The sequence below is a fragment of the Kitasatospora sp. NPDC053057 genome (assembly GCF_044546945.1).
In the GTDB taxonomy this organism is placed as follows: Bacteria; Actinomycetota; Actinomycetes; order Streptomycetales; family Streptomycetaceae; genus Kitasatospora.
The window spans coordinates 93,534-107,627 of record NZ_JBITZP010000004.1; the positions used below are offsets into that span (position 1 = coordinate 93,534).

The window sequence follows — 14,094 nt, forward strand, 5'->3', positions numbered from 1 at the left end:
CTGCGGGTTTCTCAGGGCCGGGAGAGCAGTGACCGAGCCGGGCGGGCGCCTGCGCATCCGCTGGTGCGGGGATGGCGGTGGGATCGGCGCCGGGTGCGGTGGTGCGGCGGGGTGGGGGCTCAGATCACCGGACAGATGGCGCTGGACACGCGAAGGAGATCGACGTGGAGTCGACCTACTAGGGTGGTTCCGGCGCTAGACATGGCAAGAGATTCGCACGGCGCGGGACTCGCGGTCCACTAACATCCGGATGCTGGACGCTGGGGTTTCGAAATGTGGGACAGCTGACCGTTCCCGCCGCTCCCCGCCAGGCGTCCGTACATGCGGTGTGCACGCGCCCGTACCCCCGGGGGAGATCAACCGCAGCGCCCCGGCCCGATACCGTTAGCGCTGTGCAAGCAGCAGGCGATACGAGCAGACCGACCCCCGAGCGGCCGTCCCGGCGTCGGGGCAAGGGCTCCCGGCGCGCGGCCAAACGGGCCACCTGGCGCCGTACGGCGTGGGACTTGGTCAAGGACACCACCAACACCTGCGTCGAGTACCGGGTCACCGGCCTCGCCGCGGAGGCGGCCTTCTTCACCCTGCTGTCGATCCCGCCGCTGCTGCTCGGCCTGGCCGCCACCCTCGGCTACCTCGACAAGTTCGTCGGCGCCGGCACCATCGACCGGCTCAAGCACGACATCGTCTCGGCCTCCGGGACGATCCTGTCGGACTCCTCCGTCAACGAGGTCGTCAAGCCGCTGCTCAGCCAGGTCTTCGACCGCCCCCGGCCCGACCTGATCTCGATCGGCTTCCTGCTGTCGCTGTGGTCCGGATCCCGGGCGCTCTACATCTTCATCGACACCATCACCGTGATGTACGGGCTGGACGGCAAGCGGGGCATCGTCAAGACCCGGCTGCTGTCGCTGGGCCTCTACCTCGGCGCCCTCGTCATCGGCTCCCTGGTGCTGCCGCTGATGATGGCCGGGCCCGGGCTGGTCGAGAACGCCGTGTCAGGCCTCGCGGGGCTGGTCAGCGCCGCGTACTGGCCGGTCGCGATCCTGCTGCTGATCGTCTCCCTCACCACCCTCTACCACCTGGCCGTACCGGTCTCCACGCCCTGGCGCGAGGACATCCCCGGCGCGCTGGTCGCCCTGGTGGTGCTGGTCTTCTGCAGCGTCGGCCTGCGGATCTACCTGATCAGCTCGGTCGAGGGCCCCTCGGTGTACGGCTCGCTGGCCGCTCCGGTGGCCGTGCTGCTGTGGATCTTCGTGGTGGCCCTCGCGGTGCTCATCGGCGCCGCCATGAACGCCGCGATAGACCGCCGCTGGCCCACCCTGGAGACCGCCGACGCCCGCGCCGAGAACGAGCGCGCCCACGAGGAGGCGGCCGCCGCCGTGGTCCGCGAGGTCGCCGCCCGACGGGCCGTCGAACGGGCCCGGCGCGCCCGCGAACTGGGCCTGGCCGAGGGCGTCGAGGAGGAGTGGGGCGAGGAGGAGGCGGACGACGTCGACGCGCCCGCCGAGTACCCCGAGCGGTGGGCCGACGTGCTGGCCGCCGACAACGTGCGCGGCCGGCTCACCGCCCGGCCCGGGCCGCACCACCGGCCCGCCCCGCCGCCGCCGGACAGCGACCGGCCGCTGGGGCCGCCGCCGGAGCCGCCGGGGGCGGAGCGGCACGGGCCGGGGTCGGGGCCGGAACGGCCGGGGTCGGGGCCGGGCTACCCGCCCAGGCCGCCGCGGCCGCCGTGGGAGCAGCGGTAGCGGGTTCTCCGTGCACAGGTACGGGCAGGGCCTCCCTCGCGGGGGAGGCCCTGTGCGTTCGTGCGTGCGTGCGGCCGGCCGGCTGCACGGTCTGCGGTCCTCGGCGGTTCTCTCGGGTCCGGGGTCTCAGCTGGCGGGGTTCGAGGGGAACGGGGACTGCGGCGGCGGGCCGTAGCCGTGGGTGGGCTGCTCGTTAACCGGCGGGTAGCCGTACGAGGCCTGCGGGGCGGACGACTGGGGCCCGGCAGGGTGCTGCGGCGCGACGGGGGCGTGGCCGAACGCGGGGCGCAGCTCGGTGGCGGCGCCCGGGTCCGCGAGGCCGGGGCCAGCGGTGGTCTGCGCCGTCGGGTCGGGTCCCGGCGCCAGGGGCCGGCCCGCGCCGCCCAGGGTCTGGCCCGGGCTCGGGTGCGGGGTCGGGCTCGGGTTCGGGCTCGGCGAGGCCGGGTCGGTGGCCGCCGAGCGGTCGCCCGGGCCGGCCTGCGCGGGGAGCGGCTCGGGGGTCGGCTGGACCGGGTCCAGGGCGGTGCGACCCGAGGAGTCGCTCAGCTTGATCAGCAGCGCGACCATCAGCCAGTTCGCCAGCAGTGAGGAACCACCGGCCGCCAGGAACGGCAGCGCCTTCCCGGTCAGCGGGACCAGTCCGCTCACGCCGCCGACCACCACGAAGATCTGCAGCGCGAGCGCCGCCGACAGCCCGGCGGCCAGCAGCTTGCCGAACGGGTCGGTCAGGCCGATCGCGGTGCGCAGGCCGCGCTGGATCAGCAGCACGTACACCAGCAGGACGGCGGTCACCCCGGCGAGGCCCAGCTCCTCGCCGATGGTGGTGAAGATGAAGTCGCTGCGCCCGGCGAAGCCGATCAGCCACGGCCGGCCCGAGCCCAGGCCCGTCCCGGTCATGTGTCCAGTGCCGAGGCTGAACAGGGCCTCGGCGGGCTGTTCGGAGATCGCCGGGTCGTGCACGTCCTTGTAGTAGTCGAGGGGGTGCAGCCAGGCCTCGACGCGGCCGTGCACGTGCGGTTCCAGGGTGCCGACCACCGTCGCGCCGCCGACCGCCATGATCAGGCCGAGCACCACCCAGCTGGTGCGCTCGGTCGCCACGTACAGCATCACGATGAAGAGGCCGAAGAAGATCAGCGAGGTGCCGAGGTCGCGCTCGAAGATCAGCACCAGCAGGCTGATCGCCCAGATCGCCAGCACCGGGCCGGCGTGCCGGCCGCGCGGCAGGGTCATCCCCCAGACCTTCCGCCCGGCCAGTGCCAGGGCGTCCCGGTTGGCCATCAGGTAGCCCGCGAAGAAGATCGTGATCGCGACCTTCACGAACTCGTCCGGCTCGAAGGACGGCAGCCCGGGGAGCTTGATCCACCGCTTGGCGCCGAAGCTGTCGGTCGGCGAGAACACCGGCGCGGTCAGCAGGACCAGCGCGCCCGCCATCATCAGGTAGACGTACCGCTGGAAGAAGCGGTGGTGCTTGACGAAGACGATCAGTGCGATCGCCGCAGCCACCGAGATGAACACCCACATCAGCTGTGAGGGCGCGGCGGGGAGCTTCTGGTAGTCACCCTTGCCGGAGTGCGCGGCCTTGTAGCTGAAGTCCAGCCGGTCCAGCAGCATCAGCCCGAAGCCGGTCAGGAAGACGCCCAGCGGCAGGATCAGCGGGTCCGCGTACGGCGCGAACCGGCGCACCGCCAGGTGGGCCACCGCGACCAGCGCCCCCAGGGACAGGCCGTGGACCAGCAGCCCGGGCGGCAGCTTGCCGGTCAGCGCCAGCGAGGCGTCGATGTGTCCGGCCAGACAGACGGCCACCGCGAGCGCCAGCAGGCCCAGCTCGATGTTGCGGTGGCGCGCGGCCAGCCGGCGGCCCTCGCCGCGTGCAGTGCTTTGCACCTCTTGTCGTCCCCTTGTAGTCACCCACGTGGCCGGTATCGCGCCGACGGTGCATCCTGCCAGACGAACGTGGCCCCGCGCCGGTTGCGCCTCCGGTCCCGGCAAGGGCAGAACTTTGCCTCGGCAAAGCTTTGTCGGGCTTTGGCAAAGCTTTGGTCAGGCCCGGGTATAGAGGTGGGCCCCGGGTGCGGTGGGCCGGGGCGGGAGGGCCATCATGGCCGGGCGTCGCGGCCCCTGCCCGGCGACTCCCGGCGCCACCCCGGCGACCCCGGGTGGCGGGTGCGGATGAGGTGGGCGGACGGATGAACGGCGCGGTGGATGTCGCGGCCCAGGCGCTCGGCCACGGGGGCACCGTCCGGGCGCTCGGCCACGGTGGCGCGGCCCACGCGCTGGCCTACAGCGGACCGCCCGCGTGGCAGTGGTCCGACCTGGCCACCTCCTGGACCCTCGAACCGCTGGTGCTCGCCCTGTCGGTGCTGCTCGGCGGCTGGTACCTGACCGCGGTGCGCACCGTCCACCGCGGCGACGGCGAACGTTGGCAGCCCACCCGCACCGCGGCCTTCCTCGGCGGGCTGCTGCTGTGGATCTGGTGCACCTGCTCCGGCCTCGGTGTGTACGAGCGCGTCCTCTTCACCGACCGGGCCGTGCAGGTCGTGCTGCTGCTCATGGTCGTCCCGCTGCTGCTCGCGCTCGGCGCGCCCGTCTCGCTGCTGGTCGAGTCCTCGCCGGAGCACCGGCGGGAGCGGATCCTGCGGGTGCTGCGCAGCCGGCCGTCCAAGGTGCTGATGTTCCCGGCGGTCTCCACGGCGCTGCTGATGGCGCCGCCGTGGCTGCTCTACTTCACGCCCTGGTACGAGTGGTCGCTCTCCAGCGGGTTCGGGAACGTGGTGCTGCACCTGGCGCTGGTGCTGCTGGGCCTCGCCTACTTCTGGCCGCGGCTGCAGCTCGACCCGGTCGGGCACGAGTACCCCCACCTGGTCGGGCTGTTCATCACCTTCGCCGAGGTGATCTTCGACGCCGGGCTGGGGATCGTGCTGATCTACGGCGGCCACCTCGTCGCCGAGCACTACTACGTCGCGCTCGGGCGGCCCTGGGGGCCGAGCCTGGCCCAGGACCAGACCTGGGGCGGCAACGCCTTCTGGGTGCTGGGCGACCTCGTCGGGCTGCCGTTCCTGGCCGCGCTGGTGCGGCGGATGGTGGTGCAGGGGCGCGAGGAGATCAAGGCCGTGGACGCCGAGCTGGACGCCCGCTTCGAGGCGCAGGCCGCGCAGGCCCGGGCGGAGGGGCTGCCGGAGGAGGAGGAAACGGGCATGCGGCCCTGGTGGCTGGACGACCCGAACCTCAAGCACCGGTACGGCGGGTAGCCGGGGTCCGGCTTCAGTAGCGCTGTTGCAGTGGCGGCCAAGCACCTCCAAGAGGTAGAGGCAGAGAACCCCTAACCAAGAACTTATTCCGGCGGCCCGGGCGGCATACGACGCCGCAGACAAAGTCGTACAGGGCGCCCAAGACAACTTGGACATGGCCGAGATAGCACTACAAGAGTGCGGAAATCCTCTGGTGCCCTAGCCTTACGCCTGCCGAGGAAAAGATGGGTGCGCAGAGAAAGGGCGAAAGGCACAAACAGTTCGGCACGTCGGGCCGGCTCCCGCCCGTCTCCTTACCTCGCTCGCCATGCCGCACGTGCAGCAGTTCTGCCCCCGGCACCCTGTGGGGGTGCTCGGTGCACTGGGTAGCAAAATTAGCCATAAAGAAACCGAGTGTTACGGCTTCGCGCGAGCCTGGCCCTCGGTCCCGGCTGGCTTGAGCTGAGCAAATGACGATCAGCGTCCGGGCTGGGAAGCGATAGCTACGCCCAGTAGTGAGTCGACCGACCTACGGCGCCACTAATTGAGGGGGCGAAGTCCGCTCTCCAGTGGCGAACCAGGTGCAGCAATCGCAGACTGAAAGTGGACGATGGAACAGGGTAGCTCGCTCATGACTACCGGCTCCATAAGACGGCCTGCCGGTAATTCTATCGCTGCCTCAGTCCAAGTCTTCCTCGCGCGTGATGGTAGGCCGATATATGCGTGGAGCTTCCACGGAAACTACGGACTCTCCTGAAGGAATGACATGTTCTTCTACAATGAACAAACGAGAGCAGCCGCATCCGGCAGGCTCGACAGCAGTGGCAACTTCACCGTGCTGCAAGACCTCAGCGGTGACGGGTTCGGGCAGTGGACCCACATTGTGCCTGGCGACAGCCAGCTCTTCTTCTACAACGAAGGCACCCGGGGGGCTGCATCGGGCAGGCTCGATGACAGTGGTAATTTCACCATGCTGCAAGATCTCAGCAGCGACGGGTTCGGCGATTGGACTCAGGTCGTCCCCAACGGTTCCCTGATCTTCTTCTACAGCGCAAACTCGCGAGGTGGCTGCATCGGGCAAGCTTGATAGCAGTGGTAACTACGCCATGCTGCAGGACCTCAGCGGCGACGGGTTCGGAGAATGGACCCACATCGTCTTCGCTGGCGGCGACTCCCTTCCGCTGTTCTTCTTCTACAGCGCAAACTCGCAGGGGGCTGCATCGGGCGAACTCGATGACAATGGTAACTGCATCACCCTGCAGGACCTTAGCGGTGACGGGTTCGGAGAATGGACCCACATCGTCTTCGAAGGAGATCCTTCGGTGCTCTTCTTCTACAACGAAGGCACCCGAGGGGCCGCATCGGGCAGGATCGATAGCAGTGGCAACTTCACCATGCTCCAAGACCTCAGCGGTGACGGGTTCGGAGAATGGACCCACATCGCGCCCACCAGTCGCCGGCTCTTCTTCTACAGCGCGGATACGCGAGGGGCTGCATCGGGCGAACTCGATGACAGCGGGAACTACACCATGCTGCAGGACCTCACTGGTGATCAGTTCGGGCTGTGGACCCATATTGCCGCAACACAAGCAGGGATCCCCTAGTAGCGGTTGGTGTGGGCAAACATCACCATTCGCTCTCACGTAGCCCACTCCACGCTGTGCGAGTCAAACTCCTGACGTCGCGCCAAGTTGTGGTCAAATCCTGGGCCCCCTTCGGGGGCTTTCTCATGTCCACGGCATCCGGCGGCTGCATGCCTGCGGCCCGCTGGAGACGCAGCGGTAGTCAGCCCCCGCGACGAGCTGGGCGAACCCGTGGTGCGGCTTGTCCCCTATCTGTGGGCGTCACGCACTTGACCCCCGGACCGGTGTCACACCCGTGCCACAGACCCCATCTGCCCGTCCGGAGCGCAACGCGCTGACCTGCACTTTTGTGGGCTGGGGGGACTGGAAGGACGCCCAGAATCCGTGGTTCATCCTGCAGGTCAAAAATAGGTTGGCCGTCGTCGAGCGCTCCGCTAGCGTGTGACGCGTCAGGTTCGGGGGCCGTTGGGCCGCCCGAGGAGTAGAGAGCAGGAGGTGAACACCCGTGGTCGTTGTCGCCCCGATAGCTGCCCTGGGCAGCACGCGCGTTCATCTCCTTTTCCCGGCCGCCGGCTGAGCCTTCCGCACCAGCCGTAGCCCGCCGGGGCCATCTCCTCCCGAAGGGCCACTGCGTTGTTCAACGCTGCCTCCGTTCCGTCGTTCTCTTCTTCCTTCTCCAACTCCTTCTCCAGCGACAGCCTCACCGAGAACTCCACCGAGAACTCCCCGCTGGCCGGCTACGGCTGGTCGCCCGAGCTCGACGAGCTCTTCGCCCCGCTCGCCGAAGCCGGGCTGCTCCCGGCCCGGATCGTCCGGGTCGACCGCGGCCAGTGCGACGCCGTCCTCGCCGACCCGGAGACGGGCGAGCTGCGCACCGTCCGGCTCGACACGCGGCGGGTGGGCGACGCCGACATGATCAACTGCCCGTGCACGGGCGACTGGGCCGCCGTCGACCTGCACGCCCAGCCGATGGCCGCCATCTCCGCACTGCTGCCGCGCTCCACCGCGATCATCCGCAAGGTGGCCGGCAAGCGCTCCGACGGCCAGGTGCTGGCGGCCAACGTCGACACCGTCCTGATCGCCGCCTCGCTCGCGGCCGATCCCGACCTCGGGCGGATCGAGCGCTTCCTCGCCCTGGCCTGGGAGTCCGGCGCCGAACCCCTGGTCGTCCTCACCAAGGCCGATCTGGTGGACGACGCCGACTTCATCCGGGCCGATGTCGAAGCGGTCGCCCCCGGCGTCACCGTGCTGGTGGTCAGCGCCGAGACCGGCGAGGGCATCGACGTGCTCCGCGCCTGCGCCCCCGGCACCGCCGTACTGATCGGCCAGTCCGGCGTGGGCAAGTCCACCCTCACCAACGCGCTGGTCGGCGCCGATGTGATGACCGTCCAGCAGGCCCGCGAGGTCGACCAGAAGGGCCGCCACACCACGACCACCCGCGAACTGATAGCGCTGCCCGGCGGGGGCGTCCTGATCGACACCCCCGGGCTGCGCGAGGTCGGCCTCTACGGTGGCGAGGGGGTGGACCTGGCCTTCGCCGACATTGCCGAACTGGCCGAGGAGTGTCGCTTCCACGACTGCAACCACCACACCGAGCCCGGGTGTGCGGTGCGGGCGGCGCTGGCCGACGGCACGCTGCCGCAGCGCCGGATGGACAGCTACCTCAAGCTCCAGCGCGAGAACGAGTGGATCGCCTCCCGCTCGGATGCCCGGGTGGCCAAGGCCCGGCTGAACAAGTGGAAGGCGATCACGAAGTCGATGCGTGCGGCGGGAGGTCCGGTGAAGCGTTGAGCGGATGTGCTCCCTGGCCCAGGGGCTGGGCGTCGGCCGGGCCCGGCCGGGGCTGAACACTCGCACTGACCACCTGGGCCGGCCACCTGCGGTTGGCCACCTGCACTGGCCGGCCGCCGGCGGCCGGCCAGTGCAGGACGGGCCGGGGTGCGTGGGCGCTCCGGCGGTGCCGGAGCGGCGACGGGGGGACAGCCGAGGGCCCCCGAACGGTGATGTCCGATTCCCGCCAGTCACCCCCGCGCCCGGTGTCGCAGACTGGACAACGTGATCGACGACGACATCCGGTACCGAGCCGTGGACAGCCGAGACTCCCGCTTCGACGGGGTCTTCTTCACGGCCGTCACCTCCACCGGCATCTACTGCCGACCGAGCTGCCCCGCCGTGACCCCCAAGCGGGCCAACTGCCGCTTCTACCCCAGCGCCGCGGCCGCCCAGGGCGCCGGCTTCCGGGCCTGTCGCCGCTGCCGCCCGGACTCCGTGCCCGGCTCCCCGGAGTGGAACCACCGCGCCGACCTGGTCGGCCGCGCGATGCGCCTGATCGGCGACGGCGTGGTGGACCGCGAGGGCGTCGCGGGCCTGGCCGGCCGGCTCGGCTACAGCGCCCGGCAGCTGCAGCGCCAGCTCATCGCCGAGCTCGGCGCCGGCCCGATCGCGCTGGCCCGGGCCCGCCGCGCCCAGACCGCCCGGCTGCTCCTGCAGACCACCGAGCTGCCCGTCACGGACATCGCGTTCGCGGCCGGCTTCGCCTCCGTCCGCCAGTTCAACGACACCGTCCGCGAGGTCTATGACCGCACCCCCAGCGGCCTGCGCGCGGAGGTCGTGGCGGGCCGCCGCACCGCGACCCCGGCCGGTGGCCTCACCCTGCGCCTGGCCTACCGCGGCGCGATCGACAGTGACCACCTGATCGACTTCCTGGAGCTGCGCGCCGTCCCCGGCGTGGAGGAGGTCGTGCCCGGCGCGCGTCCAGGCGTGCGCACCTACCGGCGCACCCTCGCGCTCCCGTACGGGCACGGCATCGCCGAGGTCGACGGCCTCGCCCCGGAGGACCCGCGCACCCGCGGCTGGCTCGACTGCCGCCTGCTGCTCGCCGACCTGCGCGACCTGCCGACCGCCGTCCAGCGCCTGCGCATCCTCTTCGACCTGGATGCCGACCCCGACGCCGTTGACGAGCAGCTCGGCGCCGACCCGGTGCTCGGCCCGCTGGTCCGCGAGCGCCCCGGTCTGCGCTCGCCCGGCCACGTGGAGCCGCACGAGCTCGCCGTCCGCGCCGTGCTCGGCCAGCAGATCACCGTCGGCGCCGCCCGCACCCTGGCGGGCCGGCTCGCCGAGAAGTACGGCACCGCGCTGCCCGAGCCGAACGGCGGCCTGCGGCTGCTCTTCCCCTCGGCGGCGGCCCTGGCCACCGCCGACCCCGAGGACTTCGCGATGCCCGCGGCCCGCCGCCGCGCGCTCACCGGCCTGTGCGCAGCGCTGGCCGAGGGCGTGGTGCGCCTGGACGGCGGGGTGGACCGGGAGGAGGCCGCCGCCCAGCTGCTGGCCCTGCCCGGCATCGGCCCGTGGACGGTCGGCTACCTGCGGATGCGCGCCCTCGCCGACCCGGACGTCTTCCTCCCGAGTGACATCGGCGTCAAGCACGGCCTGATCCGGCTCGGCTCCCCCGGTGACCCAAAGGCCGCCGCCCTCGCCGCCGAGGCCTGGGCCCCGTGGCGCTCCTACGCCGTCCACCGGCTGTGGGCCGGCCCAGCGAGCACCGCCGCGAGCACCGCCCCAAGCGCCGGAACCAGCACCGGAACCGACATCAGCACCAGCACCAGCACCAGCACCGGAACGGAGAACGACCCGGCATGAGCACCACCGTCTACACCACCATGGAGAGCCCCTTCGGCCGCCTGCTGCTCAGCGGCGTGCTGCCCGAGGACGGCGGCGCTGCGGCCCTGGCCACCGTCACCGTGCCCGGACAGAAGTACGCGCTGGCCGAGCCCGCCGACGGCTGGGAGTTCGACCCCGAGGCCCTCGCCGAGCCGGTCGCCCAGCTGACCGCCTACTTCGCCGGCGAGCGCACCACCTTCGACCTGCCGCTCGCCCCCGAGGGCACCGAGTTCCGCCGCCGGATCTGGGCCGCGCTGGACGAGGTCCCGTACGGCACGACCGTCACGTACGGCCAACTCGCCGAGCTGGCCGGCCAGTCGCCGCAGATGGTCCGGGCGGTCGGCGGCGCGGTGGGCGCCAACCCGCTGCTGATCGTGCGCCCCTGCCACCGGGTGCTCGGCGCCAACGGCTCGCTCACCGGCTTCGCGGCGGGCGTGGACCGCAAGCGGTGGCTGCTGGAGCTGGAGAGCGGCACGCTCTTCTGAACACGCTGCTCCGGGTGAACACGCTGCTCCGGGCAGGCCCTTCCGAAGCGCGTCAGCCCCGCAGGTCCACCCGCCAGTTGTTGCTGCGCATGAACCGCCCGGGCGGGAACTCGAACTCCGTCTCGCCGAGCAGCGTGAACCCGGCCTTCGCGCACACCGCGTTGGAGGCGGGGTTGTCCACCGAGGGGAAGGCGTGCAGGAAGCGGTGCGCGGCCTCGCGCCGGGCGGCCGCGACGGCGGCCCGGGTGGCGGTCACCGCGATGCCCTTCCCCTGGTGCCCGGGCAGAACGTTCCACCCCATCTCGTGCACGGTCTCGCCCGCCCAGGTGCGGGTGCCGTAGCCGACCGTGCCGACCGCCTCGCCCTCGGGCAGCAGCACGATCCGGTACATGCAGCCCAGGCCGGAGGGGACGAAGTCCAGGTAGCGGCCGTGCCGGACGAGCAGCTGCTCCTCCGTCTCCGGTCCGCCGACGTGCTTCTTCATCTCCGGGGTGTTCACCCGGCGCAGCAGCGCGAGGTCGGCGTCCGTCCAGGGCTCGATCTGTACCTCGATGTCGGTCATGCCGGGGACGCTAGCGGCCGCCGCGTCCGGGCGGCCACCCATTTCAGCCGGCCGAAGGCCCCTCGGTGAGGGTTCCCGGCTGGGCGAGGGCGCGGGCGAGCTGTTCGAGTGCGGGCAGCGCGTGGACGACGGCCTCGCGGTCGGCCGGGTCGAGGGTGCCGAGGGCGGTGGCGATCCGGCGTTCGTGGGCGTGCTGCCAGTCGTCCAGCTGGCGGCGCCCGGCCGGGGTGAGCGCGATCCGGGCGGTGCGCCGGTCGCCGGGGTCGGCCTGGCGGTCGACGAAACCGGCTTCCAGCAGTTTGCCGACCAGCCCGCTGACGGTGTTGGGGGCGAGCCGCTGGCGGGCGGCGAGTTCGCCGACCCGCAGCGGGGCGGCGGCGAGGGTCTGGAGGAGTTCGACCTGCGCCATCGGCAGGGACTCCCACGGGTAGTCGGTCCGGATGCTGCTGCGCAGCGCGCGGCGCAGCCGGGTGACGGTGTCGGTCAGCCGCCGGGCGTGCTCGACCGCCGGGTCGGGGCTTTCGGTGGCGGATTCGGGAACGTGTGGTGACGACGGCATGGCGGACAGCGTATCGCCTGGTACGGGGCCTTCCCGGGGCGCAGTCCGTCTCTCGGACGCGGGGTGGACGCACCGCGAGATCCTTCGTGTCGCAGCACGAGCAAATCGTAGAGAGAACATATCGGCATCCGATATATTTGGGGCATGAACGCCACCGCCCTTGCCGCGCGCCTGCTCACCGAGCGGCCCCGGCCCCGCGGCATTGCCGGCTGGCGCCACGCCCACTGGCTGGCCGTCGGCACAGTGTGCCTCGGAGCCTTCCTCGGCCAGCTCGACGCCAGCGTCATCGCCCTGGTCTTCCCCGCCCTCGGCCGCCACTTCGACGCGGGCTTCGCCGCCGTCGAGTGGGTCGCCCTCGCCTACCTGCTCGTCCTGGTCGCCCTGCTGGCCCCGATCGGCTGGCTGTCCGACCTGGTCGGCCGCAAGACCATGTACATCGGAGGCTTCGCCGTCTTCGGCCTGTCCTCGCTCGGCGCCGGGTTCGCCGACGCCCTGTGGATCCTGGTCGGCTGCCGCGCCGTGCAGGCCGTCGGCGCCGCGATGATGCAGGCCAACAGCGTCGCCCTGGTCGCACGCGGCGTCCCCGAGCACGCGATGCGGCGCGCGCTCGGCATCCAGGCCGCCGCCCAGGGCCTCGGGCTGGCACTCGGGCCCAGCCTGGGCGGGCTGCTGGTGGAGCACGCGTCGTGGCGGTGGGTGTTCTGGGTGAACGTGCCGATCGCCGTGTTCGGCATCGTGGCCGGCTGGTACCTGCTGCCCCGCACCCGGACCTGCACACCGACGCCGGTCCCGAAGCCGCGTGGCCGGGAGCCGCGCGAGCCCCGCTTCGACCTGCCCGGCATGCTGCTGCTCACCGGCGCGACCACCGCGCTGCTGCTCGCCCTGTCCACCGCCTCCGGTCTGCCGCTGCCCGGCTGGGCCGTCGCCGTCCTGCTGCCGGCCGCCGCCGTCCTCGCCGTGGCGCTGGTGCGCCAGGAGCGACGGGCGGCCCGGCCGATCCTGGCGCCCGGGCTGGTCAACACCCCGGGCGTGCGGTCCGGACTGGTGGTCGCGCTGATCGGCTACCTGCTGCTGTTCTGCCCGCTCGTGCTGGGTCCGGTGCTGCTCACCGGCGCCGGCGTGTCGACGGCGGCCGCCGGGCTGGTGGTCACCCTGCTGCCCGCCGCGTTCGCCGTCGCCGCGACGGTCGGCGGCGGGCTGCTGCCCCGGGGCTGGTCGGACGTCACCCGGTGCCGCTTCGGTGCGGGCCTCACCGCCGCCGGACTGCTGCTGTTCGCCGTGCTGCCGGTCTCGGCCGCCGCCGTGGCGGCCCCGCTGCTGGTCGCCGGGTACGGGCTGGGCCTGCTGCTGCCCGCCAACAACGCCCTGGTGATGCGGGCGATCCCGGCGGAGTGCTCGGCCGTCGGCGGCGGCATGGTGAACATGGCGCGCAGCCTCGGCACCGCGCTCGGCATGGCGCTGTCCGTGCTCGGTGTCCACCTGGCGGGCGCGGCGTCCGGTGGGCGGACGGTGCTGGTCGCCCTCGCGGCGGTCGCGGTGGCGGCCGTGGTGCTGACCCGCCCCGCCACCGCCCGGGCCCGTCCGGCGGCGGCTACGCGCTGACGTTCAGGGCGTCCTGGGCCCGGTTCAGGCCGAGCCGCACCAGCGTCTCCAGGGCGTCCGCGCAGCGGTCCGACACCGCCGGCATCGCGGCCAGTTCCTCGTCCGAGAACTTCTTCAGCACGTAGTCGCCGACGCTCTGCCCCTTCGGCGGGCGCCCGATGCCGAAGCGCAGCCGGACGAAGTCCCGGGTGCCGAGCACCTCGCCCACCGACCGCACCCCGTTGTGCCCGCCCGGGCCGCCGCCGCGCTTCAACTTGCCGGTGCCGTAGGCGAAATCCAGGTCGTCCTGGACGACCACCAGGTGCTCGACCGGCACCCCGTACCGGCGCAGCAGGGCGGCCACCGGGCGGCCGGACAGGTTGATGAACCACTGCGGCTTGGCCAGCAGCACCCGGCGGCCGTCCACCTCGATCTCGGCGACCACGGCGCCGATCCCGCGCCGGCGGAACCGGGCGCCGTGCCGCTCGGCCAGCCGGTCCACGGTCAGGAAGCCCGCGTTGTGCCGGGTCAGCCGGAACCAGGGGCCGGGGTTGCCGAGTCCGGCGATCAGCCAGGGCGCGTCGGTGGTCATGCGGGGGTGCTCCAAGGGGTGCGGACGACGGACGGCCGGGGCGCGCTGCGGGCGGTCGCGGGACCGCCCGTCGCGCCCCGGCCGTCCGGGGGGAACGAGGGGA

General features: G+C 72.1%; 13 protein-coding genes. 8 read left to right on the forward strand and 5 right to left on the reverse strand.

The annotated features are described in order from the left end of the window. Positions 1-119: 119 nt before the first annotated feature. Complete coding sequence (locus tag ACIG5E_RS06900; protein WP_317621159.1) at positions 120-203, reverse strand: putative leader peptide; 84 nt, start codon at positions 201-203, stop codon at positions 120-122. A gap of 189 nt (positions 204-392) precedes the next feature. Here ACIG5E_RS06900 and ACIG5E_RS06905 point away from each other — a divergent pair, with 189 nt between their 5' ends. Continuing rightward, complete coding sequence (locus tag ACIG5E_RS06905; protein WP_396532052.1) at positions 393-1,742, forward strand: YihY/virulence factor BrkB family protein; 1,350 nt, start codon at positions 393-395, stop codon at positions 1,740-1,742. Between the two features lie 126 nt (positions 1,743-1,868). Here ACIG5E_RS06905 and ACIG5E_RS06910 read toward each other — a convergent pair whose 3' ends face one another. Continuing rightward, the gene (locus ACIG5E_RS06910) at positions 1,869-3,626 is read right to left on the reverse strand and encodes an FtsW/RodA/SpoVE family cell cycle protein (protein ID WP_396532054.1); all 1,758 of its coding nucleotides are present in this window, start codon (positions 3,624-3,626) and stop codon (positions 1,869-1,871) included. Between the two features lie 302 nt (positions 3,627-3,928). Here ACIG5E_RS06910 and ACIG5E_RS06915 point away from each other — a divergent pair, with 302 nt between their 5' ends. The 6 genes from ACIG5E_RS06915 (at position 3,929) to ACIG5E_RS06940 (ending at position 10,697) form a co-directional block, all read left to right on the forward strand. Beyond that, on the forward strand, positions 3,929-4,990 hold the full coding sequence (locus ACIG5E_RS06915) for a cytochrome c oxidase assembly protein (protein ID WP_396532055.1): 1,062 nt from the start codon (positions 3,929-3,931) through the stop codon (positions 4,988-4,990). 745 nt (positions 4,991-5,735) lie between these two features. Continuing rightward, positions 5,736-6,056 (forward strand): hypothetical protein, encoded by a 321-nt coding sequence (locus tag ACIG5E_RS06920; RefSeq protein WP_396532057.1) that lies wholly within the window; start codon positions 5,736-5,738, stop codon positions 6,054-6,056. Then, complete coding sequence (locus tag ACIG5E_RS06925; RefSeq protein WP_396532059.1) at positions 6,034-6,573, forward strand: hypothetical protein; 540 nt, start codon at positions 6,034-6,036, stop codon at positions 6,571-6,573. The genes ACIG5E_RS06920 and ACIG5E_RS06925 overlap by 23 nt, the downstream gene beginning before the upstream one ends. A 612-nt stretch (positions 6,574-7,185) precedes the next feature. Then, positions 7,186-8,343, forward strand: coding sequence for a ribosome small subunit-dependent GTPase A (gene rsgA, locus ACIG5E_RS06930; RefSeq protein WP_396532060.1), 1,158 nt, complete (start codon positions 7,186-7,188; stop codon positions 8,341-8,343). 264 nt (positions 8,344-8,607) lie between these two features. Beyond that, positions 8,608-10,191 (forward strand): DNA-3-methyladenine glycosylase 2 family protein, encoded by a 1,584-nt coding sequence (locus tag ACIG5E_RS06935; protein WP_396532062.1) that lies wholly within the window; start codon positions 8,608-8,610, stop codon positions 10,189-10,191. Beyond that, positions 10,188-10,697, forward strand: coding sequence for a methylated-DNA--[protein]-cysteine S-methyltransferase (locus ACIG5E_RS06940; RefSeq protein WP_396532064.1), 510 nt, complete (start codon positions 10,188-10,190; stop codon positions 10,695-10,697). The genes ACIG5E_RS06935 and ACIG5E_RS06940 overlap by 4 nt, the downstream gene beginning before the upstream one ends. Positions 10,698-10,749: 52 nt before the next feature. On the opposite strand, the gene ACIG5E_RS06945 is transcribed toward ACIG5E_RS06940, so the two are convergent. Continuing rightward, on the reverse strand, positions 10,750-11,259 hold the full coding sequence (locus ACIG5E_RS06945; RefSeq protein ID WP_396532066.1) for a GNAT family N-acetyltransferase: 510 nt from the start codon (positions 11,257-11,259) through the stop codon (positions 10,750-10,752). Positions 11,260-11,302: 43 nt separating this feature from the next. Next, entirely contained in the window at positions 11,303-11,818 is a 516-nt protein-coding gene (locus tag ACIG5E_RS06950; protein ID WP_396532068.1) for a MarR family winged helix-turn-helix transcriptional regulator, read from the reverse strand. Positions 11,819-11,962: 144 nt separating this feature from the next. Between ACIG5E_RS06950 and ACIG5E_RS06955 the strand changes: the two genes are divergently transcribed. After that, on the forward strand, positions 11,963-13,420 hold the full coding sequence (locus tag ACIG5E_RS06955) for an MFS transporter (protein ID WP_396532070.1): 1,458 nt from the start codon (positions 11,963-11,965) through the stop codon (positions 13,418-13,420). Here the strand turns inward: ACIG5E_RS06955 and pth are convergent. Then, a complete protein-coding gene (pth, locus tag ACIG5E_RS06960; RefSeq protein ID WP_396532071.1) occupies positions 13,410-13,991 on the reverse strand; it encodes an aminoacyl-tRNA hydrolase in 582 nt (193 codons plus the stop codon). The two genes, ACIG5E_RS06955 and pth, sit on opposite strands and share 11 nt — an antisense overlap. Positions 13,992-14,094 lie beyond the last annotated feature (103 nt).

Coding starts and splice junctions, on each gene's coding strand:
- pth (WP_396532071.1), bottom strand. CDS start 13,991: ATGACCACCGACGCGCCCTGGCTGATCGCCGGACTCGGCAACCCCGGC.
- ACIG5E_RS06920 (WP_396532057.1), top strand. CDS start 5,736: ATGTTCTTCTACAATGAACAAACGAGAGCAGCCGCATCCGGCAGGCTC.
- ACIG5E_RS06940 (WP_396532064.1), top strand. CDS start 10,188: ATGAGCACCACCGTCTACACCACCATGGAGAGCCCCTTCGGCCGCCTG.
- ACIG5E_RS06945 (WP_396532066.1), bottom strand. CDS start 11,259: ATGACCGACATCGAGGTACAGATCGAGCCCTGGACGGACGCCGACCTC.
- ACIG5E_RS06900 (WP_317621159.1), bottom strand. CDS start 203: ATGTCTAGCGCCGGAACCACCCTAGTAGGTCGACTCCACGTCGATCTC.
- ACIG5E_RS06915 (WP_396532055.1), top strand. CDS start 3,929: ATGAACGGCGCGGTGGATGTCGCGGCCCAGGCGCTCGGCCACGGGGGC.
- ACIG5E_RS06955 (WP_396532070.1), top strand. CDS start 11,963: ATGAACGCCACCGCCCTTGCCGCGCGCCTGCTCACCGAGCGGCCCCGG.
- ACIG5E_RS06950 (WP_396532068.1), bottom strand. CDS start 11,818: ATGCCGTCGTCACCACACGTTCCCGAATCCGCCACCGAAAGCCCCGAC.